We start from the raw sequence: 22,620 nt of genomic DNA on the forward strand, positions 1-22,620 counted from the left end.
ACCCTGAAATGTGCTGTTCTTCTTATCTCCCTCAAATCTATTTCCTCACCTGTCCATCCCCTCGAACCACCCATTTATAACTCGTTAATTCTTCCAAACCCATTGGGCCGCGGGCATGGAGTTTTTGTGTGCTGATGCCAATTTCTGCGCCCAGGCCAAACTGACCACCATCGGTAAAGCCTGTAGAGGTATTGGCGTAAACCGCAGCGGCATCCACCTCATTTAGAAATCTTGTAATGTGTTCTGCATTTTCAGAAATAATGGCCTCACTGTGTTTTGAACTATAAACGGCAATATGATCTAATGCTTCATCTAAATTTTCAACTATTTTGACGGCAAGTTTTAAGGATAAAAATTCAATCCCGAAGTGTTCTGCCTGAGCCACGTTTAACAAGTGTGAAGGATAGGTTGATTGTAAAATAGCAAAGCTCCTTTCATCAGCAAAAAGTTCAACTTTTCCATCAGCCAGCGGTAATAAAAGTTCAGACAAATCAGCCAATCTCTGTTCATGAATCAGCACACAATCTAGTGAATTACAAACGCTCACCCTTCTTGTTTTAGCATTGAAGATGATTGTCTTTCCTTTCTCCAGATCTCCAGTCTCATCGAAATAAGTATGTACAATTCCAGCTCCCGTTTCAATAACTGGGATTTTACTATACTCCCGAACGTAAGTAATCAACGATTGACTTCCACGTGGAATCAACACATCTACAAAACCCCTTGCATTTAACAATGCTTCAGTTGCAGCACGTTCAGCTGGCAATAATGTCAACACATCTAGATTAATATTGTGCGCAGCTAAAACACTGTGAATAATCTTGGCAATCGCCAGATTGGAGAATTCAGCATCGCTTCCGCCTTTTAAAACCGCTACGTTTCCGGTTTTGAAACACAATGAAAACACATCTGCCGTAACATTTGGCCGGGCTTCGTAGATTACGCCAACCACCCCAAGCGGAACGCGGATCTTTTTTAAATCTAAACCATTTTCTAAAACCTTTTCAGATAGTACTTCATTCAGTGGACTAACTAAGTTCTGCACATTTCTAACATCATTAGCAATATCTGCAACACGAGTCGCTGTTAGTTTTAGACGATCATATTTTGGATCTTCGGTGGGCATCTTAGCGAGATCGTTCTCATTTTCCTGCAAAATGACTGCTGTATTATCCACTAAAGCCGTTGCCAAATCAGCAAGCACAGTATTTACTTTTTCTTTAGATAGACTGATCAGATCTCGAGTCGCTTTTTTAGCTTTTTCGAAGGATGTGGAGTAGTTCATGTTTATTGTGCGTGTTGAGTTGTGGGTGTTTAGTAGTAAGCATCAAGAATAGGAGCAGAAAGACTGCTTCCACCTTGCAATTCCGACGTCACCAGTTAAAAACTGCGGCCTAGTGTACGGATACCACCTCTATAATTCATTATGTCTTAAACCGCATTGACCGCTGCGATAAATTTACTTTAATTACAATTGCTATAGCCTTTCCGCTTTGGTCTTTCCGCTTTAGACTTTCCGCTTTGGTCTTTCTGCTTTAGGCTTTCAGCTCATATAGCCGAATAAAAATAATCATAATGTACCAAGGCTTTTTGCTTCTTTTGACCAATTCGCTCTCTTGCTTTATCCGATCCATATTCTGCAATCCCTAAACCAATTAGCAGATTCTGTTCATCAATAATCTTAATAATATCACCTTTTAAAAAATCTGTTTGAATTTCTATAATCCCAACGGGTAACAAGCTGGTGGCTTTACCAGATGTTAACACTGTTTTCGCTCCATCATTTAACTTAACAATGCCCGTTGCCGCTGTTTCAGAATGCGCAATCCATTTTTTCTTCCCTGATTTACTTTTTTCCGGAACAAATCGCGTATGAATTAAATCCTGATCAAGCAAAGCAGTTAACACATTATCCTGGGTACCATTCGCAATATGAACGGTGATGCCAAGTTTAGCCACTTTTTGCGCCATGGTCGATTTGGTAATCATTCCGCCCCGGCCAAACTGCGATTTTCCGGTTTGAATAAAGGAAGCCAGATTGGAAACAGTTCCTGAAATCTTTTCAATCACCTGCGAACCCTCAACTTTCGGATCGCCGTTATAAATCCCATTTACGTTCGAAAGAATAATTAAGGCATCAGCATTTAGCATAGAGGCAATTAATCCTGCCAACTCATCATTATCAGTAAACATCAATTCAGTAACAGAAACTACATCATTTTCATTCACCACCGGAATCACATCGTTCTGCAACAGAATTTGCATACAATTTTTCATGTTCAGGTAATGGGCACGATCACGAAAATCTTCCTTAGTCACCAACACCTGGGCACACTTAATCTGATGTTCGGCGAAAAAATTAGAATAGGTATTAATCAGTTTTACCTGACCAATGGCCGCCAATAGTTGTCGGGTGGTAACTGCATCCTGCCTTTCAGAAACTTTAATTAAACTTCTGCCAGCTGCAACAGCTCCGGAAGAAACCAAAATAACTTCTATACCTTGCTTCTTAATTTCTGCCAACTGATCTACCAAATGATTAATTCTTCCTTCATCTGGCAGTCCATTCTCCTGCGTAATTACATTCGAACCAACTTTAACTATTATTTTTTTATACCCTAACTTCATTACTATATTAATGCCATTTGCTTTGGCAATTTAACATCTATTTTATTAATTCAGATGATTATCTATAGGCTCGATCGATTTTTACGAAAATGATAATTAGTTTGAAGTTGAGCGTCTGGCGTTCGAAGCCGATCAACCTAATAACCCCCATAATACTTCTGAACCAATAACATTGAACTAATGAACTATTTCATTAAATTGCCATCACCTAACCTGAACCAAACATGAAACGTATTTTACCTTCGCTGATTTTGCTTGGCGCAATTTCAGCTTGTAATAATCCTCAAAAAAAAGAAATGAAACCTATAGAATGGCCAGCTGCAAAGGCACCTGTGGCGGAAATTATTCCGCATAAACGTACTATTCACGGCGATACGGTGGTGGATAATTATTACTGGATGATTGATTACTTCAAAAAAGGACCAGACAGTACCAAAGTGGTTAATTACCTAACGGCAGAAAATAAATATCTCGATGAAATGATGAAAAGTACCGATGCTTTTCAGGCTGATCTATTTAAAGAAATGAAAGGACGAATTAAGGAAAAGGACGAATCTGTCCCTGTTTTCAGAAATGGCTATTTCTATTATTCACGCACAGAAGATGGTAAACAATATTTCAAATACTGTCGTAAAAAAGGAAGTTTAACCGCCCCGGAAGAAATATTGCTTGATGTTGATGAAATGGCCAAAGGACATTCTTATTTCAGTGCAAATGGCTTTAAAGTGAGTCCAGATAATAAATTATTAGCATTTGGGGTAGATAAAGTTTCCCGCAGACAATATACTATTCAAGTGAAAAACCTCGAAACAGGCGAGATTTATAAAGATGCCATTACCAATACCGAAGGCCCGGGTGCCTGGGCAAACGACAATAAAACGTTGTTTTATACCTCAAAAAATCCAATTACTTTATTAAGTGAGAAGATAAAAAAACATACGCTAGGTGCTGATGCAAAAAAAGATGTAGTCGTTTACGATGAGAAAGACAATACGAATTATATTGGTGTAGGAAAATCAAAAAACGGAAAGTATATTTTTATTGCTTCGCAAGGTACGCTAACTTCTGAATATAAAATGATTGATGCTGACCACCCGGAGACTGATTTTAAAGTTTTCGCAGCGCGATCTAAAGATGTTCTTTATGATGTAATGCCAGTTGATGGGAAGTTTTTAATTCTCACGAACTGGAAGGCAAAGAATTTCCGGTTAATGGAATGCCCGTTGGATAAAACAGAAAAGGAAAACTGGAAAGAAGTGATTCCTCACCGTACGGATGTTCTTCTGGAAAGCGCCGAAGAATTTAAAGATTACACCGTATTATCAGAGCGCAAAAATGGCTTAACGGAATTGCGTGTGCTAAAGAAAAGCGGTGGCGATTATTACATCAAATTTGATGAGCCTGCCTACGATGCAGGTATTGGCGCTAACCCGGAATATGACAGCAAAACCTTGCGTTATTCTTATACATCATTAACTACGCCGAGTTCGGTTTATGATTATGACCTGGAAAAGAAAACACAAAAGCTAATGAAACAGCAAGAAGTTGTTGGAGGCTATAATCCTAAAGATTATGTAACAGAACGCATTTTTGCAACCGCAAAAGATGGAACTAAAATTCCGGTTGCATTGGTGTATAAAAAGGGCTTTGAAAAGAATGGTCAATCACCGTTGCTTCTTTACGGATACGGTTCTTATGGCTCAAATTCTGATGTTTATTTTTCTTCTGTTCGGTTAAGCTTGCTGGATCGCGGTTTTGTTTTCGCTATTGCGAATATTCGCGGCGGACAAGAAATGGGCCGCCAATGGTATGAAGATGGTAAGTTGATGAAAAAGAAAAATACTTTCACGGATTTTATTGCCGCAGGCGAATACCTAATTGATCAAAAATATACTTCCAAAGGCCATTTATACGCCAATGGTGGAAGTGCGGGCGGCTTGTTAATGGGTGCCGTTGTAAATCTTGCTCCTGATTTATGGAATGGTGTAATTGCCGATGTACCTTTTGTTGATGTAGTAAACACCATGTTGGATGAAAGTATCCCACTTACCACAAACGAGTTCGATGAATGGGGAAATCCAAAGAAGAAAGATGCTTACGATTACATGAAAAGTTATTCTCCTTACGAAAACGTGGAGAAAAAAGCTTATCCGAATATGCTAGTCACAACGGGTTTACACGATAGCCAGGTACAATACTTTGAACCTGCGAAATGGGTGGCAAAGTTAAGGGCAATGAAAACAGATCAAAATGTATTGTTCCTAAAAACCAATATGGAATTTGGCCATGGTGGTGCATCCGGTCGCTTTGATTACCTCAAAGAAGAAGCTTTAGGCTATGCTTTCTTCTTTAAACTGGAAGGAATTACTAAATAACTTTTAATGTTAAGCCTGTTGAAATTTAGCTATTTCAACAGGCTTAACCTTTGTTTTATAACTCACCTCAACATCCAATCTAAATCCTAAATGAATTCTAAATTAAAACAGCTTCAAGTTATTCATCTGGCATTGTGCTTTGGCGTATTTCTCTTCGCAGCAGTCACCAGCTTTATCAATAAAGATCAGTTTTACTTTGATGCCAATCCGACTAATACAGCACCTTTCAATCCCATATTTCCGATCGTAGGCTTGATTACCATTTCAGTAAGCATCATTGCTTATAAAAATTTAATATCGAAAATTGATAAAGCAGCTTCTGTTGATGTGAAAATAAACCAATACCAAACCGCATTTATCGTAAGCGCTGCACTGTTAGAAGGCGGTGCGCTTTTCAACCTTGTGGGTACCTTTATATCACACAATGCGTTCTTTCTAATTTTTGCTGCAGCTAACTTAATTTTCCTCATCCGCAACAGGCCAACAAAAGATAAATTGATATCCACTTTACAATTGCAATATCCTGATACCGAAACATTGTAATCATTTAGCCGTATCTTTGTCTGCTAATGGAATACAATGTTCACACTTTACCGAACGGCATTCGCTTGTTGCACGTGCCATCGGCCTCAGCCATATCTCATGCCTGCATCATCATTAATACCGGCTCACGCGATGAAACTGAAAATAAAGCTGGCTTAGCACATTTCATCGAACATCTGATCTTTAAGCGTACTGAGAAACGCAGCACGAACCAGATTTTAAATCGATTAGAAAGCGTAGGTGCAGATTTAAATGCCTATACCACTAAAGAATATACCTGCGTTCATGCTTCATTTTTGAATCCTTATTTAGACCGTACATTAGATCTTTTTAATGATATAATTTTCCATTCTACCTTCCCGGAGGAGGAGATGGATAAAGAGAAAAGTGTAATTCTGGATGAAATTGCATCCTATCTGGATCAACCGGAAGAAGCCATTAACGATGATTTTGAAGACATGTTATTTGCGGGAAATCCACTCGGCAATAACATCCTCGGCACAACAGAATCGGTGCAAAGCTTCACCCGGGAAGATGTAATTAATTTTAGAAAAGCGAATTATCGCACCAATGAAATTGTGGTAGCAGTAATTGGAAACTATAGCCTCAACAGCGTAGTAAAAAAAGGCACTAAGCATTTTGGCAATGTTGAGGAAAATACACCTGCAATACACAGAATAAAACCTGCTGTTTTAAAACCAACTACAACCACAATATATAAACCGATTATGCAAGCGCATTGCATATTAGGCACGCAGACTTATTCTGCGCACCAAAAAGAAAAAGTTGGTTTAATGCTTTTAAACAACTATTTCGGCGGAAATGGAATGAGTTCGGTGTTGAATTTGCAGATTAGGGAAAAATATGGAATTGCATATACTATTGAATCTAACTTTTCGCCGCTAAGTGACACCGGAATTTTCTCCATCTATTTTGGAACAGATAAAGAAAAACATGCCAGGGCACTGTCTTTAATTTTTAAAGAAATTAAAAAATTGAGGGAAAATCCTTTAAATGACCTTCAATTACAAAAAGCCAAAAATAAATTTATTGGTCAGATTGCTTTAGGGGAAGAAAATAGAATCGGACTGATTATCTCTATGGCGAAAAGCTTAATTGATCACAACAGAATAGACGCTCTTGAAACTGTTTTTAAGAAAATAAATGACGTTACCACACAAGAAATTGCACAAATTGTGGATGAGGTTTTAGATATCGAAAACCTTAACATCTTTACTTTCTCGCCAATAGCAGAATAATTGTTATTTTTGCAAATACAATTCGTTGATTCGATTGGTATTGCCAGACTTTAGGTATTGCTTCAATGCTCTTTAATGGCTGGCGAAATAAAAACTATTACATAATGAAATTACCTATAGTTGCTTACGGAGACCCCGTTTTAAAAAAGGTTGGAACTGATATCGATAAAGATTATCCTGAATTGCAAAAGCTGATTAGCGACATGTTTGATACCATGTATTATGCAAATGGGGTTGGCTTAGCTGCTCCTCAGATTGGCCTTCCGATTCGTTTGTTTATTGTTGATATAGGCGAAGATGAGGATGGAACGCCTGGCTATAAAAAGGTATTTATCAATGCAAAGATTATAGAAGAAACAGGAGAGCCGTGGTTTTTTAACGAAGGCTGCTTAAGCATTCCGGATATCCGTGAAAACATTTCCCGAAAACCAAATATTAAAATTAATTACCTCGATGAAAACTTTGTAGAACATACAGATGATGTTGATGGAATGCCAGCGCGTGTAATTCAACATGAATATGATCACATTGAAGGAAAATTATTTACAGATAAGGTTAGCGTTTTGCGTAAAACGATGCTTAAAAGCAAATTGGATGCAATTTCAAAAGGAAATATCCAAACGGATTATAAGATGAAATTTCCAAATAAGAGTAAAAAAAGATAAAAATTTATTGAATGGGAAGATGGCAACATCTTCCCATATCGTTTTTTGAATGCCCAAGACTTCAGGCTTATAACTCACGACTTAAGTATTAGTCAGATATAGCTGTTCATAATGCTTTTTAAGCTATAGGTTGAACGCCCAGGACTCCTAACTCCTAACTCCAGACTTAAGTATTAGTCAGACATAGCTGTTCATAATGCTTTTAAGCTATAGGTTGAACGCCCAGGACTCCTAACTCCAGACTCCAAACTAATTTTCGTTTCTCTTCTTATCCCCGTCGAAAATCTGCTGCATCAATTTCCCCCATGCAAAAGGATTTAATAAAGGATTAGTTTGCACCATATTTTTATTAATCATTCTGTCGAAGTTGTAACGGTAGTTCTGACTGCCAATTTCCTGTCCATCACGAGGTAGCGTTTGGATCAATCCATCAATTGATGACCTGGAAAGATTCTTTTTGGCAATCGCCATATCATCATCCGCAAGTTTCATGGACAGAAACTCGCGGGTAAATTCTTCTGTTGTTGCCCAGGGAAAAACACGAACCGAAGGTAAATCGATTACATTAGATTTCAGTTTAACCATAATGGTATACTTACTATCTGGCGTACCTTCTGGAATAACGGTAGAGAATTTTTTATAACCAATGGCGGTGAATAGAATGGTATCTCCCGGATTTACGATAAATGTAAAATAACCCCTGTAATCTGCAGCGATACGCTTGCTATTTGCAGACAAATTGGTAATGGTAACATAAGGAATTACATTTGAACTATCAATATCAGTGATGATCCCTGAAAATTGGATAAGTTTTTCCCGGGCCGGTCTTTGCTGGGCAAAACTGGCAACGGAAAAAAATAAGCAAATTAGGGCTACACAATATTTCATTGTGACAAAAGTAATTTTAAAAATAAAACTTCCTTGTTAAATAGTGTTAAAGCTAATCTTGCTCTGCCATATTCACGGCAACCACTGAGGTAATTTGAGGTACAGCTTTCATAATTGCCTGCTCGATACCAGATTTCATGGTCATGAAACTCATTGGGCAGGAGCCGCAGTTACCCAATAGCTTAAGCTTTACGGTACCCTCGGCTGTAATTTCTTCAACAGAAACATCACCTCCATCAGCCTTTAAATATGGCCTTATAGTTTCCAATGCCTGTTCTACTTGCTCTGTTAAATTCATTATAAGTTTTTTAAAATATAAAAATAGTAATTTTTTAGCAATTCACCATTTGTGCATTGTTGATGGATATTTGTTGCGCAATCTTACTCGCGATATCTCCAAATATAACATCCAACAATGGATTTTGGTTTAGTGCTACAGGTTTGCCATTATCTCCAGCTTCAGAAATGCTCTGGATAATTGGAATTTCGCCCAAAAATGGCACATCAAATCGCTCCGCAAGCTTCGTTCCACCACCCTTACCAAAAATATAGTACTTGTTATCCGGTAATTCTTCTGGTGTAAAATAAGACATATTTTCCACCACGCCTAAAATCGGAATATTAATTCCCGGCATTTTAAACATTGCCAGTCCTTTATGCGTATCTGCCAGTGCAACCTGCTGTGGCGTAGTTACCACAACCGCACCCGAAATGGGAAAACTTTGCGTAATGGTGATGTGAATATCGCCCGTTCCTGGTGGAAGATCTACAATTAAATAATCCAGTTCGCCCCAGTTGGTATCATTAAATAATTGCTTTACCGCATTCGAAGCCATCGGACCACGCCATGGCACCGGCTGACCTGGATCTGCAAAGAAGCCTAGTGATAAGATTTTTATTCCATATTTTTCAATCGGAATGATTTTGGTTTTCCCATCTGCCGTTTCCTCTGCTCCAGGTTTTGCATCAACCAAATCAAACATGGTTGGTACTGATGGGCCATAAATATCAGCATCTATTAAGCCTACTTTAGCGCCATCTTTCGCCAGCACTACTGCAAGGTTACTAGATACGGTAGATTTGCCAACACCACCTTTCCCTGAAGAAACTAAAATAATATTTTTGATGTTATCCAGTGATGATGAATGAGTTGGCTGGGTAACTCTTGAAGTAACATTAATGGCCACTTCAGCATCTGCAGATACAAAATGCTTAATGGCATTTGTACAGGCATTTTTCAGCATCTCCTTCATTGGGCATGCGGGCGTAGTAAGCTCAAGCGTAAAACTTACGAGGTGTTCAGAAATTTTTAAATCCTTAATCATGTTTAAGGTGACCAAATCTTTTTTAAGATCCGGATCTTCTACATTTTTAAGTGCATCTAAAACTTGTTGCGGGCTAATTTGCATTGTATTAGTTTAAATTCAAAATTAACAAAACATAGCCACAAATACTTTTATTTAGCCTTTTAAACTGTAATTTTAACACGAAATAAACATTTAATTGTTACGTTTAAGCAATTAACCATTTTAACGACCATATGCGAATACCAAAAATCAAGATCCCCAAAAAATATTTAAAAATCGGAGCCTGGGTTTTAGGTGTTTTTTTAATTGTTTGTATCTCTCTGGGCGCTGTTGCCTATTCTAAAAGGGAAGCCCTCCTGAAGAAAATGGTGGCCAAAGCAATAGCTAAAGCAGATAAAGACTATGGCTTAGAAGTAAAGATCGGCTCTGCCGGATTTACAGGTTTGAGTACCGTAAAAATGACGGCTATTTCTGTAGTTCCTAAAGATCGCGATACGCTTTCCAACATAGGAGAACTCAGCATCGGCGTAAAACTATTTCCCCTGATCTTTGGTAATGTTAAATTATCGGAAGTCGAAATGAGCGACGGCTTTGTGAGTGTGGTTTTAAAAGATTCTACTACAAACATTGATTTTATTTTAAAAAGGAAGAAAAAAGACAGTACCGAGAATAAAGGCAAATCGAATCTGGCTGAGATTGCCAATAATATTCTGAATCAGGTTTTATATAAAATTCCTGATGATATGGATGTTAAAGATATGGTTTTCAAATTCAATGATCATGATACCGCGCAACTTAGCTTTGCAACTGCAGCGGTGATTGATGGTGGAGATTTAAAATCAACCATTAACGTTAATAATGGAGAATCTACCTGGCATGTAGACGGTTACGTAAATCCTGGAAGTAAGGAGTTAAGTTTCACAGCTTACGCTGACGGAAAGAAACTAGAATTGCCTTATCTAAACAATAAACTGCATGCTAAACTGAGTTTTGACACCCTGCAAACCGAGTTGAAAAACGCGAAATACAGTGGCAATGACTATAAAATCTCAGGTTCCTGGTCGGTGAAGAATATGCTGATAAATCAGCCGCGTATTGCTTCAAACGATATTATTGTACAAAGCGCAAAATTGGATGCAGATATTTTAGTTGGTCCAAATTACATCACATTGGATAGCACTTCAACTGCTTTCCTTAAAACGGCTCAAATCCACCCATACATCAAATACACGTTAGGAAAAAACAAGATTTACGAGTTAAAACTAACAGCAGAAGAACAAGATGCACAAGGTGTTTTGGATGCCTTTCCGCAAGGTTTATTTGAGTCTTTGGAAGGACTTAAAGTACAGGGAAAGGTGAAGTACAATCTGAATTTTTACCTGGACACCAAAATTCCAGATAGTGTTCGTTTCAGTTCTACTTTAACGCCTGTTGATTTTAAAATAACCAAATGGGGGAAAACTGATCTTCAAAAAATTAACAGTCCATTCGTATACACACCATATGAGTATGGTAAACCGATGCGAGACATCACAATCGGGCCATCCAATCCCAACTTCACACCATTAAATCAAATCTCTAAAAACTTCATCAATGCAGTATTAACGGCAGAAGATCCATCTTTTTTTACACACAATGGTTTTGTAGAAGAATCTATCCGGAAATCAATCGCTGTAAATTATAAAGAAAAGAAATTTAAGCGCGGAGGAAGTACCATCAGTATGCAGTTGGTTAAAAATGTTTACTTAAGCCGTCAGAAAACCTTAGCCCGGAAGGCAGAAGAGATTCTGATCGTTTGGTTAATTGAACACAATCACCTGGTAAGCAAAAACAGGATGTTGGAAGTGTATTTCAACATTATGGAATTGGGCAAAAACATCTACGGCATCGGGGAGGCATCAAGATATTATTTCGGAAAACAACCTGCAGATTTAACTATCGGTGATGGATTATTTCTAGCCAGTATTGTACCCAAGCCAAAAGCATCTATGTACAAATTTATGGCTGGCGGTGGCCTGAAGCCTTACATGTTCAACTATTTCCGTTTTATGGGGAATATTATGGCCAGAAGAGGTTTAACCCCTGCCGATACTGCTGGTTACGGTTTTTATAATGTTAGGTTGAGAGAAGGCTTACGGCAATATTTAGCTCCCGATACTGCCGCGGTTGATACTACTGCATTTGATGGGGATGATGACGAAGGAATGCCTCCTGTGATTATGCAGGATAATAATAAAAATCTTTTCGACCGTATTTTTGGCGGTGGCAGAAAGGATACTTCGAGCGTCAAACAAGCTGATACTACTAAATCTAAAAAACAATTAAGACAAGAGCGGAGAGAACAGCGAAGACGGGAAAAGGAGCTTGAAAACGGAGGTTGAGTTAATTTTTCACCTAAGTGATTTTAACTAATAGCCGTGGTTAACTAACCATTCAACTTTATAACATTAAATATTACAGCAACAACATGCACAAAATAAAAGTAGAGGATAAGGAGTTTGAAATCTTTTTAGAAAACGATATTATTATTAAACGGATTCGTTTAATGGGCATTCAGCTCAATGTGGATTATGAAGATAAGTGTCCGTTGTTTATAGGGGTATTAAACGGGAGTTTTCTGTTTATGGCAGATTTAGTTAAAGAAGTTAATATTCCTTGTGAAATCGCTTTTATACGTGTAGCATCATATGAAGGCACATCCAGTTCTGGTGAGGTTAAAGAATTGATCGGTCTGCCAACAAACATTGAGGGCCGGGATATTATTATTGTTGAAGATATTGTAGATACCGGCTTAACTTTAACACACATTCTTAAAATGATTAATGAAAAAAATCCTGCTTCAGTAAAAGTTGCTTCACTACTATTAAAACCAGCAGCGTTGAAACATGATATTGATGATTTGGCATACATTGGTTTTGAAATTCCTAACGAATTTGTAGTCGGTTACGGATTAGATTATAACGGCTTGGGAAGAAACCTGATAGATATTTACCGGGCTACTGAGGGATAATTTTTAAGTGGATTAATTTATTTTTTGCACCTTTGCCCAATAATTCATCACCATGACCATACACAAAGAAGGCTATACCACTATAGCCATAACCATTTTACTTATTTTCGTTATCAATGCCGTTGTTGATTACAAATACTATGACATTACCTGGTTACGTTGGTTTATCTACATTTTTTCTGCTGCCTTATTTATTATTGTATTGCAGTTTTTCAGAAACCCAAGCCGCAGCTTTTCTGCTGGCGATCACCTGGTAATATGCCCTGCAGATGGCAAAGTAGTGGTAATTGAAGAAACATTAGAAGGTGAATACTTTAAAGATAAACGCTTACAGGTATCTATTTTTATGTCTCCGGTTAACGTACACATCAATAGAAACCCCATTTCTGGAGTGGTAAAATTCTTCAAATACCATCCTGGAAAATATCTGGCAGCCTGGAACCCAAAATCATCTACAGAAAATGAACGCACCACCACTGTGGTAGAGAATAAAAGTGGGGTACCTGTTTTGTTCCGCCAAATTGCAGGCGCTCTAGCCAGAAGAATTGTGTGGTATGTAAAAGAAGGAGATCAGGTAGTCCAAACCGAGCAATTTGGTTTTATTAAATTTGGATCCAGGGTTGATGTATTTCTACCTGTTGGAACGAAGGTTAACGTAGAACTTAATCAGGTAGTAAAAGGTGGCATCACCACACTGGCTACTTTAAGTTAAGCAGTTGGTACTATAATATAAAAACCCCAATTTGGAAACAATTCCGAATTGGGGTTTTCTTTTTTTAGCGGATAAAAAAACAGAAAACAAACTTAATCCGTCGCGTCATTCCCGACTTCTTTTTCAGCATCTGAAGCCAATGGACGATCGCTGATTAAACGTTGGGTAGGATAAGCAAAATCCGATTGATTACGCATTACAATATCCATAATCTCCAGGTTAATTTCCTGTCGGATATCTAAAAATGTATCATTGTTCAATATGGTAACAAAGTAATTAATTTCCACAATCAATCCAGAGTCACCAAAGCTTTTAAAAGAAGCCGTTCCATCGCCACTTGTGCCTTCGTGTGCATTGATGTAAGCTTCAATTTCGGTTACAATTCGCTTTACAGATTCTGCAGTAGTTTCATAAGTTAAACCAATTGTAAAGTTTACCTTCCGGGAGTTTCTAAGCGAAAGGTTTTCCAAAACACCATCAATCATCCCACGATTAGGGATAGTTGCCATTGTGCGTTCTGAAGTACGGATCCTGGTGCTTCTGAACCCAACTTTCTCTACCGTTCCTTCTACACCATCCACCTTAACCAGATCGCCTACTACAAAGGGCTTATCCAGAAATATAGTGAAAGATCCGATCAGGTTCTCGAGGCTTTCCTTTGCGGCCAGCGCGATTGCGATCCCACCAATTCCTAAACCGGTAATCAGGGTTAATACATTCACTTCAAACACAAAGCCCAACAGCGTAAAGAAACCAATGAAGATGATCAAGGTTTTAAAAAGCTCCTTTAGAAAGGGCACCAGTTGATCATCGGATTTATTGCTTGTTAGTGAGGCTTTGAACAACAATACATGACTGATAAAATCAATAATTCTTAAAATAATCCAGAAGACGGAAAGAATAATCATAAACAGAAAAATCCTGTCTATACAATCGCCCAGGCTTACCGGAACGGATATTTTTACTTTCCCAACTAACTTTCTGTAATGAAATATGGCCACCTCAAGTGGGTGCTTTAATTGATTAATGGCCAGGTAAAGGGTAGTTAGTTGAATAAACACCTCAATCGGTTTTACGAGCAAGGCCACAAAGGCATCATCATGCGATTGCTGAGAGAAATTTTTAAAAAGCTTAAATAGGAGTTTACTTAGCAACTTAGAAAAAACTCTTTTAAGAATTATCCCCAGGAAAAGAATTGCACCAAACAGGCAGTAGGCCTTAACCGTATTGCCCCAAAATACCTGTTCGAAAAAAGCAGTGTCTAACATATATAAATATCTAAAATTTTAGGTAATAATGAGATTTCTGCTAAAAACATTTCTAATAAGCGGTGTAAACGAAAAAACCTCCACGAAACTAATCGTGAAGGCTATATCTTATAATAAAGAGTATTATTTTCTCAAAGATTTGATACGAGCAGCTTTACCAGTTAAAGCACGTAAATAGAACAATTTCGCTCTACGAACTTTACCATAGCTATTTACTTCTACCTTCTCAATATTAGGAGAATTGATAGGGAAAATACGCTCTACGCCAATACTGTTGCTCATTTTACGAACTGTGAAAGTTTCGTTAGCACCAGCACTGTTACGTTGAATTACAACACCTTGGTAAATTTGAATACGTTCTTTATTACCTTCGCGAATTTTATAGTGTACGCTCACTGTATCGCCAGACTTGAACGCAGGAAAATCTTTTTTCGCGATGGCCTGCTCTTCAACAAATTTTACTAAATCCATGATTTTAAGCTATTAAATCGATATTTCAACCCGTGAAATTCGGATTGCAATATTAGGGATTTTTTTTCAATTAAAAAAACTAATTTTATTTTTTCCACATTCTTTTAGAATTCCACATTAAGCAGGTGTAAACTCTTCTATTCCAAAAGGTCAGGCCGACGTTGTTTTGTCCGCTCTAAGGCCTGTTCATGTCGCCATTCATTCACTTTCGCTTCATGCCCACTTAATAAAATATCTGGCACCTTATGGCCTTTCCAATCTGCCGGGCGGGTATAAACCGGCGCATCCAATAACTCTCCCTGAAAACTATCAGAAAGGGCAGAGGTTTCGTCATTCAGAACACCTGGAATCAAACGCACCACTGCGTCTACCACTATCGCAGCCGGCAATTCTCCGCCACTCAACACATAATCGCCAACAGAGATCTCGCGCGTAACGAAAATATCCCGGATGCGTTGATCTATCCCCTTGTAATGGCCACAAAGGATAATGATGTTTTGTTTGCCAGATAATTCATTAGCCGTGCTCTGATTAAGCGTTACGCCATCGGGACTCATGAATATGATCTCGTCATATTCTCTTTCCGCCTGAAGCTTTTCTATACATGCAGCAAAAGGTTCAATACTCATCACCATTCCACTTCCGCCACCATATTGGTAATCATCTACACTTTTTTGCTTATTGGTTGAATAATCCCGCAGGTTATGAACAACAATTTCTGCAATACCCTTTTTTTGGGCGCGCTGCAAAATAGAATGGGCAAAAGGACTTTCTAAAAGAGCTGGTAAAACGGTAATGATATCGAAACGCATGGCGCAAAGTTAAGTCTTTAGTCTGAAGTCTATAGCCTGAAGTCGAATTTTCTAATTGAAAGCGTATTCGCACAGTCCTATTCATAAAATTATTCCAATTATCTATTAAGCAATCATAATAGGCATTTATTATTTATCGCCAATTTTAACTCTTGATAACAATGATATTTTCCTCAAAGTGTAACGTAAGTATAATCTCTAACGTCATATATTAGAAACTAATCCCACTGTTAAATGAAATATCTTTTACTATTGGCTTACATTCTGATCATTAACTATAATGTGCATGCTCAATCTAAAAATATTAAAAAATTCATTGCAGACTATGCAAGCCAACATCAATTTAATGGAACTATATTGATAAAAAAAGATGCAAAGATTATTTATCACCAAAGTTTCGGATTATCAGAACGCTCCTTTAATTCACCAATTAAAAACAATACAAAATATCAGATTTGTTCTATCACAAAAACATTTACAGCGGTTCTAATTCTCCAACTAATGGAACAAGGGAAGATAGATCTGAATAAAACAATAAACAGCTACATTCCTTCCTACAAGGGGGAAGGCGGCTCAAAGGTGTCCATCCACCAATTGTTAAACCATACATCTGGAATGAAAAATACAGATACAGCTACAGACGCTCATTTTATGAGGTATGGAATTGGGTTTTATCATAAGCCGTATACTTTAGAGGAAATTATAGATAATTTCTGTTCAAATCCACTTATTAACGAACCTGGAAAGACATTTGATTACAACAACGGGGAATACATGATTTTAGGAAGGATTTTAGAAATAATATACCAAAAACCCTATGAAAAAATTTTAGAAGAGCAAATTCTAATTCCATTGCACATGAGTAATTCTGGTATCATCAATCATTATAAATTAATACCAAACTTGGCCACGGCATATTATGAAGGTAAAAACATTAAATTAATTCCAAACATACCTTTATATATTGAGGATTTTTCTGCCGCAGGCGCAATGTACTCGTGCACAACAGATCTGATTAAGTTTAATAACGCTCTTTTTAGTTATCAATTGATCAATAAAGAAACGCTAAATCAATTATTAACTCCTGGTTTAGATGATTACGGATACAGTGTTTGGATAAGAGATTACAAAGGAGTTACAGATAAGTATAAAAGAATGGAAAGATACGGAAGAATACAAGGTGCTAACTGCGCTTGGTTTCATTACCTAAACCATAATGTTAGTATTATCATGCTGTCTAACACGAATCTGACTGACTTAGGTGATTTTGCAGTTAGAATTGGAAAAGCAGTTTTTTGATTTTAGGCTATCTGTAAAGCGATATATGTTGCAATAAAATACCATTAACTAATTATAAGTTTAATCCAAAATATTTTACACAAAGAGGCCTAACTACAGATGTGAAGCTGCTAAAAAAATAAGAATTTAATTTACAAGATAAATATCCAGCAAACCTTCTGGTAAATCGAGTGTCAGAATTTTTTCTTCATCATCAATTTCTACAATGAAATCTTCATTTAAAGGAAAAAGAATTTCTGCTCCTTTATAAGAAACCATGGCGATAAATTGTTGAGGATATTCATTTACTTCTAATATTTCACCAAGTTCGCCAAGCGTTTCATCAATAGCTAGGAAACCTTTTAAATCTGTATAGAAGAACTCGCTTTCATCACGCTCTGGCATGAGGGCAATCGGTAAATAAAGCTTCTTTTTTAATAACGGCTGGGCTTTATCGATATGGTCTACATCATCAAAGTTAAAATAACCTGTTTTATTCACCTGCAATTTGGAATCAGCCACAAAATAAGGCACAAGCTTTCCGTTCATATCCGCAAAAACTACATCAAATTCGAGTTTTTCATATTCATCAAATTCGAAAAATACCTGAACCTCACCCTTTAAACCTCTGGTTTTAGTAACGTAACCTACGTAAAATGCTTCTTCATGTTTCATATCAACTCAAACCCCTGAAGGGCTTTTAAATTATGGCCGTCATCCTGAAATAATTTCAGCATGATGAATGTGTAGAAAATCCTTTAAATAAAAATAGCGTTCCGAAATTCGGAACGCTATTTTTTGAATCAAAATAATTAAAATTATTCTGCTCCTTCTTCTTTAGTTGCTTCTGCTGCAGGTGCTTCTTCAGTAGCTTCAGCTTCAACAGCCGGAACTTCTTCTTCAACAACTTCTTCTGCAACTGGTGCATTTTTAGCCGCAATTGCTGCTGCTCTGTCTTCTTTTTTCTTAGCTTCTGCCGCTAATGCTGCTTTACGCACATCTGCTTTAGAAGTAGCTAAACCTTCTGTTTTACCAGAGATTTTACCAGCTTTAGCATCAACCCAAGCAGTGAATTTTTCGTCAGCTTGTTCTTGTGTTAAAGCACCTTTTTTAACACCACCTTCTAAGTGTTTTTTGTATAAAACACCTTTGTAAGATAGAATAGCACGAGCCGTATCAGTTGGTTGTGCACCACTGTTAACCCAGGCTAAAGTTTTTTCGAAGTTAATTTCGATAGTAGCAGGATTGGTGTTTGGGTTATAAGAACCTAAACGCTCAATGAATTTACCATCACGTGGAGAGCGGGAATCTGCTACCACAACATGGAAAAAAGGCTTTCCTTTTTTACCGAATCTTTGCAATCTGATTTTAGTTGCCATTTTTTTTCGTATTTATGTATTCAACATAGTTCCCGGAGCTACATACTGCGGGGCTGCAAAGATAACTAAAATACTGTAAATTAAAAACATAGTTTAATATCTTTATTTTCAGGAGATTTAGCCCAAAATACTAGCAGGTACACTATGGAAAGAATTGCCATTGATATGGATGAGGTTATTGCCGATCCGCTTAAAAAATTTATTCAGCTTTATAACCGTGATTATAACGTTCCTTTAGATTTAATAATTGACGCCGGGAATGAAATTTACAACCATGTTCCGGCGCATGCAAGTGAAAAATGGTTTGAATATATTAATGAACCAGGATTTTTTCGTAATTTAGATATCATTACGGATAGCCAGCGTGTGATCAAAGCCTTGCAGGAGAAGTACGATGTTTATATCGTTTCTGCTGCAATGGAATTTCCAAATTGCTTAAAAGACAAGTACGACTGGCTGGCAGATCATTTTCCCTTCATAGATTGGCAACATATTATTTTTTGCGGAAAAAAGATAGTTGATGTCGACATTATGATTGATGACCGCACCAAGAATTTTGTCAATTTTGCGGGCAGGCCTTTATTATTTACTTCGCCACACAACTTGCTCATTACGGAATATGAACGCGTAAATACCTGGGAAGAGGTTGCCGGACTATTGCTTTAATATCATGGAAGTCAAAGTGTAGGCTTTCATCGTTTCTGTAGCCGGGCTTTCCGCTAAATCTTTTTGTAATTAAAGCTGACAACTTGTTTTCTATGAAGATATTAAGGTTGTCAGCTTTTTAAAACACAAAAGATATCGCTTCAATCCCGCTTAAAAAACTACAGCTTGCAACAATCAATTAAGCCTGCTTTAAAATTATGATTGATTTTTCTGGTTTCAATCCGTGAAATCATTTTATCAGTGCAATCATTCTTTTAAAAAGAGAACTCACCAACCAAGCTACCACCACTATTTCCTGCCACCATTGGCAATACAATCACTTTTCTTTGTTGCTTACCCGTAGCATAATGCGTATAAATCTCAGCAGTTACAGTTGTAGGTCCGCTAATGTTAATTTGCCTGTCGCCATAATAATTCACTTCAATTTTATATTTTCCTTTCACGGCTTTCTTAAGCATAAATTGCTCCGGCCCATAACCGGAAGTAAAATCATTACTGATTCTTCCGCCAATTTTCGTCCTGGAGTTTCCATAATATCCTTTTTCGCCAGCCGGATCTGTTAGCCATAAATCAATATCGGTATCATTTTTATTCCAGTTCAATACCACCCGAATGTCAACAGGTAAGGGTTGGATTAATCTTTTGTCAATCTCTTTCTTATTTAATTTAGTGCCATATTTGCTGATTAGGTTATTGATTTCTGAGATGACAATTTCTTCTATACCCTGATCGCGATCGGCAATCTGACTGTTGTAACTTTTTGTTAAAATCCTGTACAAATTATCCAAAGCTTTTTGATACTGACCGGCATCTGCTAAAGCCAACGCATAATCCCGATTACTTTGTGCATCCATTGGCCGCCATTGCAAAACTTTTTCTGTAACAAAAATTTCTTCGCTATAATTTCCAGTCTGCTTTAGTTTATAAGCCAGCGTTTTATATAAATCGGCATTTTCCAGATCTAAATCAGCAATGTTACTTAAAATCGTTAATGCCCTAACACTATCTTTTTGCTGGTAAAACCAATTCGCTACATCGAAATAAAACATAGGCGTACTGATATAATTTGGGCGTACTTTTAGATAAGCCCGGTAAGCACTATCAGGTCTACCAACCAGGCTTTTCATATAATTCTTGTCACTTTTAAACTCCGGGATAAAAATAACAGGTTGCGGAGGAGCAACGGTTCTATTCGCCTTGCCTATACTCACGCCGGCTAATCTACCTTGCAGGGACTCTCCGTTATTAACTGAACTAATTCCCCTAAGCCTAACCGAACTTTCTGTTACCATGCTTTTCGCTTGAGAACTATATCCAACAACAACCACTTCTGCAAGTGCCTGTCGATCATCAAAGTTTGCCCCGGTAGCCGATACAGGAGGTGGCGGAGTTTGAACGGACCGCTCATTCCTGGAACTATTGTTTGTGACTACATTATCCTGACTTACAATAACACCCTCTGGAGTTGGATATTGTGCTGGTTTACCCAAAGGTATTTTATAATCAAAGTCAGTATTCCACCAGGTTTTTAATTCTTTCGTCATGGCCACCGCAGCATTTAATAAATCGGTTTTTCGCTCCTGGTTGCTAATTTGTCTTTGCTTTAAAGCAGCCTCGTAAGCCTGGCGTAATTCAACCGGAGGTATGATATCATATCTTAAATAATCTGTCAGATTTTCCAGAACAATCAGGCTTGTATTACGGGTAACGATACCAAACTGTTTACTGAGTACGCTGATATCATCTTTGTTTGCATCATATTGAATATCCATTTCTGCAATTTTCTTTTGTGCCCAAACCCGGCTTATATCAATACTACTCAAATTATGTTCAGTTGCATTTAAACGAACCGGCTGTTCTGAAACAACAGTTGATCCATATCCAAACTGCAATACAAATTCGGTATTTAAACCATTTAAGATTCCCGCTACCGCGAAATGTCCATCCACATTTATAGGCATAGATGGATAAGTCTGGCGAACATCACCCCCGTTCTTAATCCCTAAAAATTGCAGGTTTTCCTGGTTTAATTGTTTAAATGCATCATTGGTAGCTAATGCATTTAAGTTTATAAACTGTCCGCCTGTTTTTAGGCTGATGTATTTCAAAGTGCTATAATCAGCTTTTAGCGCGGTACTGATGCAATGAACCGGCTTATTAAGTGAAATAGTATTTTTGCCAAAAGTTGATAGGCCATCGCTGAAAAAAATGTACTCATCAGCCTGGAAAGAATTTGCATTAATCGCGCTAAAATTCGTACCGCCATCATAAACTATTTTTTCCAGCACATCTTTTAAGGCTGCCCAATTTCCGCCCTTAATATTAAAAATACCACCATGCTTAAAACCGTTATTTAACAAACCCAGCTGAATGGTGAGGTTCTGTTTCTGTTTAATCATCAAGCCTAAAAGTGCTATTTCTTTTTTTGTATCGCGTTGCAAGCCGCTTAATGAACAATCCCAAATTAGACCAATCCGATTTGACCATTGCCTTACCCTGCTTTGAGATTTAGGAAAAACATTAACCAGAAAGTAATATCCATTTGATGCTTTTTGCATTTGAACTTCTGGCAAATCATTGCGTTTAGGTATGTTTATGGTCAGGCCATTTTTAGGCTGATAGTTTACCTTGTTAATTTCGCCTGTGTAAGTATTGCCCCTGGCATTTAAATAAAAAGATCCATCGGGTTGTTCTACTAATTCTGGCTTAATTACACTTTCAAAAACAGTTGTTTTTAACAAAAACTTTTCAACTGCCTGCCCATAGTCTAATGGCAAATGGTATTTTAAATTACTTTTATTAAAAGATAATTCTTCTTCATAACCAATCATTATTGTTCTTTCCCCATTCGCTGGTAAGGGATAAATTCTGGTTCTAAAATTATTTCCTTCTACTTTTTCCAGCAAACCCGGGTCCACTCTCCGGCGTTCAATGCTCTCAAAAACTTCGGTTGCTTTAGCCTTTTCTACCGGAACGGCCGCCCTCATTTTACCGTTAATATCTAAAGCATACCGACTTACACTTACGCCCTCTGGCATTGGCAAAGTTAATTCCCCTTCTAAAACCCGGTTGCTACTGTTATGAAAGGTCATTGTCATTACTGTAGTAGCAATGTTTCCGGTTATCTGCACATCAATGCTAAGCGCCTGGAGTTTAACCACGTTTTTTTGTCCATCTGTTGATGCCTGCTGAACTTTTAAAACTGGCATTTGGGCCGGTGCAATAAAGGCAAGGAATAATAAAGGGAAGGCGAGTAGAAGTTTTATGTTGCGCATAGCTTAAGGTTTTTATAGTGATGCAAAAATTTGAAGGATTGCATAAATTATTTTTTAGCCCTAAACCTTAATATGCCTTAATCA

General features: G+C 37.5%; 20 protein-coding genes. 9 read left to right on the forward strand and 11 right to left on the reverse strand.

The window, feature by feature from the left end:
* Positions 1-37: 37 nt before the first annotated feature.
* Together SOM16_RS09565 and proB are read right to left on the reverse strand one after the other, a co-directional pair.
* Complete coding sequence (locus SOM16_RS09565) at positions 38-1,285, reverse strand: glutamate-5-semialdehyde dehydrogenase (protein ID WP_320463782.1); 1,248 nt, start codon at positions 1,283-1,285, stop codon at positions 38-40.
* 263 nt (positions 1,286-1,548) lie between these two features.
* Positions 1,549-2,628 carry a glutamate 5-kinase gene (gene proB / locus SOM16_RS09570; RefSeq protein ID WP_320463783.1) on the reverse strand — a complete coding sequence of 360 codons (1,080 nt, stop codon included), beginning with the start codon at positions 2,626-2,628 and terminating at the stop codon, positions 1,549-1,551.
* Between the two features lie 224 nt (positions 2,629-2,852).
* Between proB and SOM16_RS09575 the strand changes: the two genes are divergently transcribed.
* The 4 genes from SOM16_RS09575 to def all read left to right on the forward strand — a co-directional run bounded on the left by SOM16_RS09575 (position 2,853) and on the right by def (position 7,470).
* Positions 2,853-5,003, forward strand: coding sequence for a S9 family peptidase (locus SOM16_RS09575; protein WP_320463784.1), 2,151 nt, complete (start codon positions 2,853-2,855; stop codon positions 5,001-5,003).
* A 90-nt stretch (positions 5,004-5,093) separates the two neighbouring features.
* The gene (locus SOM16_RS09580; RefSeq protein ID WP_320463785.1) at positions 5,094-5,546 is read left to right on the forward strand and encodes a hypothetical protein; all 453 of its coding nucleotides are present in this window, start codon (positions 5,094-5,096) and stop codon (positions 5,544-5,546) included.
* Positions 5,547-5,572: 26 nt separating this feature from the next.
* Entirely contained in the window at positions 5,573-6,805 is a 1,233-nt protein-coding gene (locus tag SOM16_RS09585; protein WP_320463786.1) for a pitrilysin family protein, read from the forward strand.
* Positions 6,806-6,909: 104 nt separating this feature from the next.
* Positions 6,910-7,470 carry a peptide deformylase gene (gene def / locus SOM16_RS09590; RefSeq protein WP_320463787.1) on the forward strand — a complete coding sequence of 187 codons (561 nt, stop codon included), beginning with the start codon at positions 6,910-6,912 and terminating at the stop codon, positions 7,468-7,470.
* A gap of 249 nt (positions 7,471-7,719) precedes the next feature.
* Here the strand turns inward: def and SOM16_RS09595 are convergent, their stop codons facing one another.
* Genes SOM16_RS09595 through SOM16_RS09605 form a run of 3 tightly spaced genes read right to left on the reverse strand, consistent with a single transcriptional unit; the run spans position 7,720 to position 9,767 of the window.
* Positions 7,720-8,358 (reverse strand): hypothetical protein, encoded by a 639-nt coding sequence (locus tag SOM16_RS09595; protein WP_320463788.1) that lies wholly within the window; start codon positions 8,356-8,358, stop codon positions 7,720-7,722.
* Positions 8,359-8,410: 52 nt separating this feature from the next.
* Positions 8,411-8,656: a NifU family protein gene (locus SOM16_RS09600; protein ID WP_154280643.1), complete on the reverse strand. Its 246-nt coding sequence runs from the start codon at positions 8,654-8,656 to the stop codon at positions 8,411-8,413.
* A 34-nt stretch (positions 8,657-8,690) separates the two neighbouring features.
* Positions 8,691-9,767, reverse strand: a complete 1,077-nt coding sequence (locus SOM16_RS09605) for an Mrp/NBP35 family ATP-binding protein (RefSeq protein ID WP_320463789.1) — start codon at positions 9,765-9,767, stop codon at positions 8,691-8,693.
* A gap of 131 nt (positions 9,768-9,898) precedes the next feature.
* Between SOM16_RS09605 and SOM16_RS09610 the strand changes: the two genes are divergently transcribed.
* From SOM16_RS09610 to SOM16_RS09620, 3 genes are all read left to right on the forward strand, one after another.
* Positions 9,899-12,046 (forward strand): biosynthetic peptidoglycan transglycosylase, encoded by a 2,148-nt coding sequence (locus SOM16_RS09610; RefSeq protein ID WP_320463790.1) that lies wholly within the window; start codon positions 9,899-9,901, stop codon positions 12,044-12,046.
* 86 nt (positions 12,047-12,132) lie between these two features.
* Complete coding sequence (gene hpt / locus SOM16_RS09615; RefSeq protein WP_320463791.1) at positions 12,133-12,675, forward strand: hypoxanthine phosphoribosyltransferase; 543 nt, start codon at positions 12,133-12,135, stop codon at positions 12,673-12,675.
* 52 nt (positions 12,676-12,727) lie between these two features.
* The gene (locus SOM16_RS09620) at positions 12,728-13,387 is read left to right on the forward strand and encodes a phosphatidylserine decarboxylase family protein (protein ID WP_320463792.1); all 660 of its coding nucleotides are present in this window, start codon (positions 12,728-12,730) and stop codon (positions 13,385-13,387) included.
* A gap of 92 nt (positions 13,388-13,479) precedes the next feature.
* On the opposite strand, the gene SOM16_RS09625 is transcribed toward SOM16_RS09620, so the two are convergent.
* The 3 genes from SOM16_RS09625 to trmD all read right to left on the reverse strand — a co-directional run bounded on the left by SOM16_RS09625 (position 13,480) and on the right by trmD (position 15,938).
* The gene (locus SOM16_RS09625; protein WP_320463793.1) at positions 13,480-14,655 is read right to left on the reverse strand and encodes a mechanosensitive ion channel family protein; all 1,176 of its coding nucleotides are present in this window, start codon (positions 14,653-14,655) and stop codon (positions 13,480-13,482) included.
* Between the two features lie 123 nt (positions 14,656-14,778).
* A complete protein-coding gene (gene rplS / locus SOM16_RS09630; RefSeq protein ID WP_025141628.1) occupies positions 14,779-15,126 on the reverse strand; it encodes a 50S ribosomal protein L19 in 348 nt (115 codons plus the stop codon).
* A 137-nt stretch (positions 15,127-15,263) separates the two neighbouring features.
* Positions 15,264-15,938: a tRNA (guanosine(37)-N1)-methyltransferase TrmD gene (trmD, locus tag SOM16_RS09635; protein WP_320463794.1), complete on the reverse strand. Its 675-nt coding sequence runs from the start codon at positions 15,936-15,938 to the stop codon at positions 15,264-15,266.
* Between the two features lie 234 nt (positions 15,939-16,172).
* Here trmD and SOM16_RS09640 point away from each other — a divergent pair, with 234 nt between their 5' ends.
* Positions 16,173-17,237: a serine hydrolase domain-containing protein gene (locus SOM16_RS09640; RefSeq protein WP_320463795.1), complete on the forward strand. Its 1,065-nt coding sequence runs from the start codon at positions 16,173-16,175 to the stop codon at positions 17,235-17,237.
* A 126-nt stretch (positions 17,238-17,363) separates the two neighbouring features.
* On the opposite strand, the gene rimM is transcribed toward SOM16_RS09640, so the two are convergent.
* The gene (gene rimM, locus SOM16_RS09645) at positions 17,364-17,891 is read right to left on the reverse strand and encodes a ribosome maturation factor RimM (RefSeq protein WP_320463796.1); all 528 of its coding nucleotides are present in this window, start codon (positions 17,889-17,891) and stop codon (positions 17,364-17,366) included.
* Positions 17,892-18,034: 143 nt separating this feature from the next.
* Entirely contained in the window at positions 18,035-18,595 is a 561-nt protein-coding gene (locus tag SOM16_RS09650; protein WP_132531325.1) for a 30S ribosomal protein S16, read from the reverse strand.
* A gap of 144 nt (positions 18,596-18,739) precedes the next feature.
* Here SOM16_RS09650 and SOM16_RS09655 point away from each other — a divergent pair, with 144 nt between their 5' ends.
* The gene (locus tag SOM16_RS09655; RefSeq protein ID WP_320463797.1) at positions 18,740-19,261 is read left to right on the forward strand and encodes a 5' nucleotidase, NT5C type; all 522 of its coding nucleotides are present in this window, start codon (positions 18,740-18,742) and stop codon (positions 19,259-19,261) included.
* Positions 19,262-19,515: 254 nt separating this feature from the next.
* Here SOM16_RS09655 and SOM16_RS09660 read toward each other — a convergent pair whose 3' ends face one another.
* Positions 19,516-22,536 carry a VIT domain-containing protein gene (locus SOM16_RS09660; RefSeq protein ID WP_320463798.1) on the reverse strand — a complete coding sequence of 1,007 codons (3,021 nt, stop codon included), beginning with the start codon at positions 22,534-22,536 and terminating at the stop codon, positions 19,516-19,518.
* Positions 22,537-22,620: the final 84 nt, after the last annotated feature.

Origin of the sequence: Pedobacter sp. CFBP9032 (genome assembly GCF_034045265.1) — a bacterium.
GTDB lineage: Bacteria > Bacteroidota > Bacteroidia > Sphingobacteriales > Sphingobacteriaceae > Pedobacter.

Excerpts from the sequence above, each read along its gene's own strand:
- SOM16_RS09640 (WP_320463795.1), top strand. The coding sequence starts at position 16,173 with ATGAAATATCTTTTACTATTGGCTTACATTCTGATCATTAACTATAAT.
- hpt (WP_320463791.1), top strand. The coding sequence starts at position 12,133 with ATGCACAAAATAAAAGTAGAGGATAAGGAGTTTGAAATCTTTTTAGAA.
- SOM16_RS09655 (WP_320463797.1), top strand. The coding sequence starts at position 18,740 with ATGGAAAGAATTGCCATTGATATGGATGAGGTTATTGCCGATCCGCTT.
- rplS (WP_025141628.1), bottom strand. The coding sequence starts at position 15,126 with ATGGATTTAGTAAAATTTGTTGAAGAGCAGGCCATCGCGAAAAAAGAT.
- SOM16_RS09580 (WP_320463785.1), top strand. The coding sequence starts at position 5,094 with ATGAATTCTAAATTAAAACAGCTTCAAGTTATTCATCTGGCATTGTGC.
- trmD (WP_320463794.1), bottom strand. The coding sequence starts at position 15,938 with ATGCGTTTCGATATCATTACCGTTTTACCAGCTCTTTTAGAAAGTCCT.
- SOM16_RS09650 (WP_132531325.1), bottom strand. The coding sequence starts at position 18,595 with ATGGCAACTAAAATCAGATTGCAAAGATTCGGTAAAAAAGGAAAGCCT.
- rimM (WP_320463796.1), bottom strand. The coding sequence starts at position 17,891 with ATGAAACATGAAGAAGCATTTTACGTAGGTTACGTTACTAAAACCAGA.
- def (WP_320463787.1), top strand. The coding sequence starts at position 6,910 with ATGAAATTACCTATAGTTGCTTACGGAGACCCCGTTTTAAAAAAGGTT.
- SOM16_RS09620 (WP_320463792.1), top strand. The coding sequence starts at position 12,728 with ATGACCATACACAAAGAAGGCTATACCACTATAGCCATAACCATTTTA.
- proB (WP_320463783.1), bottom strand. The coding sequence starts at position 2,628 with ATGAAGTTAGGGTATAAAAAAATAATAGTTAAAGTTGGTTCGAATGTA.
- SOM16_RS09575 (WP_320463784.1), top strand. The coding sequence starts at position 2,853 with ATGAAACGTATTTTACCTTCGCTGATTTTGCTTGGCGCAATTTCAGCT.
- SOM16_RS09600 (WP_154280643.1), bottom strand. The coding sequence starts at position 8,656 with ATGAATTTAACAGAGCAAGTAGAACAGGCATTGGAAACTATAAGGCCA.
- SOM16_RS09625 (WP_320463793.1), bottom strand. The coding sequence starts at position 14,655 with ATGTTAGACACTGCTTTTTTCGAACAGGTATTTTGGGGCAATACGGTT.
- SOM16_RS09605 (WP_320463789.1), bottom strand. The coding sequence starts at position 9,767 with ATGCAAATTAGCCCGCAACAAGTTTTAGATGCACTTAAAAATGTAGAA.
- SOM16_RS09595 (WP_320463788.1), bottom strand. The coding sequence starts at position 8,358 with ATGAAATATTGTGTAGCCCTAATTTGCTTATTTTTTTCCGTTGCCAGT.
- SOM16_RS09610 (WP_320463790.1), top strand. The coding sequence starts at position 9,899 with ATGCGAATACCAAAAATCAAGATCCCCAAAAAATATTTAAAAATCGGA.
- SOM16_RS09660 (WP_320463798.1), bottom strand. The coding sequence starts at position 22,536 with ATGCGCAACATAAAACTTCTACTCGCCTTCCCTTTATTATTCCTTGCC.
- SOM16_RS09565 (WP_320463782.1), bottom strand. The coding sequence starts at position 1,285 with ATGAACTACTCCACATCCTTCGAAAAAGCTAAAAAAGCGACTCGAGAT.
- SOM16_RS09585 (WP_320463786.1), top strand. The coding sequence starts at position 5,573 with ATGGAATACAATGTTCACACTTTACCGAACGGCATTCGCTTGTTGCAC.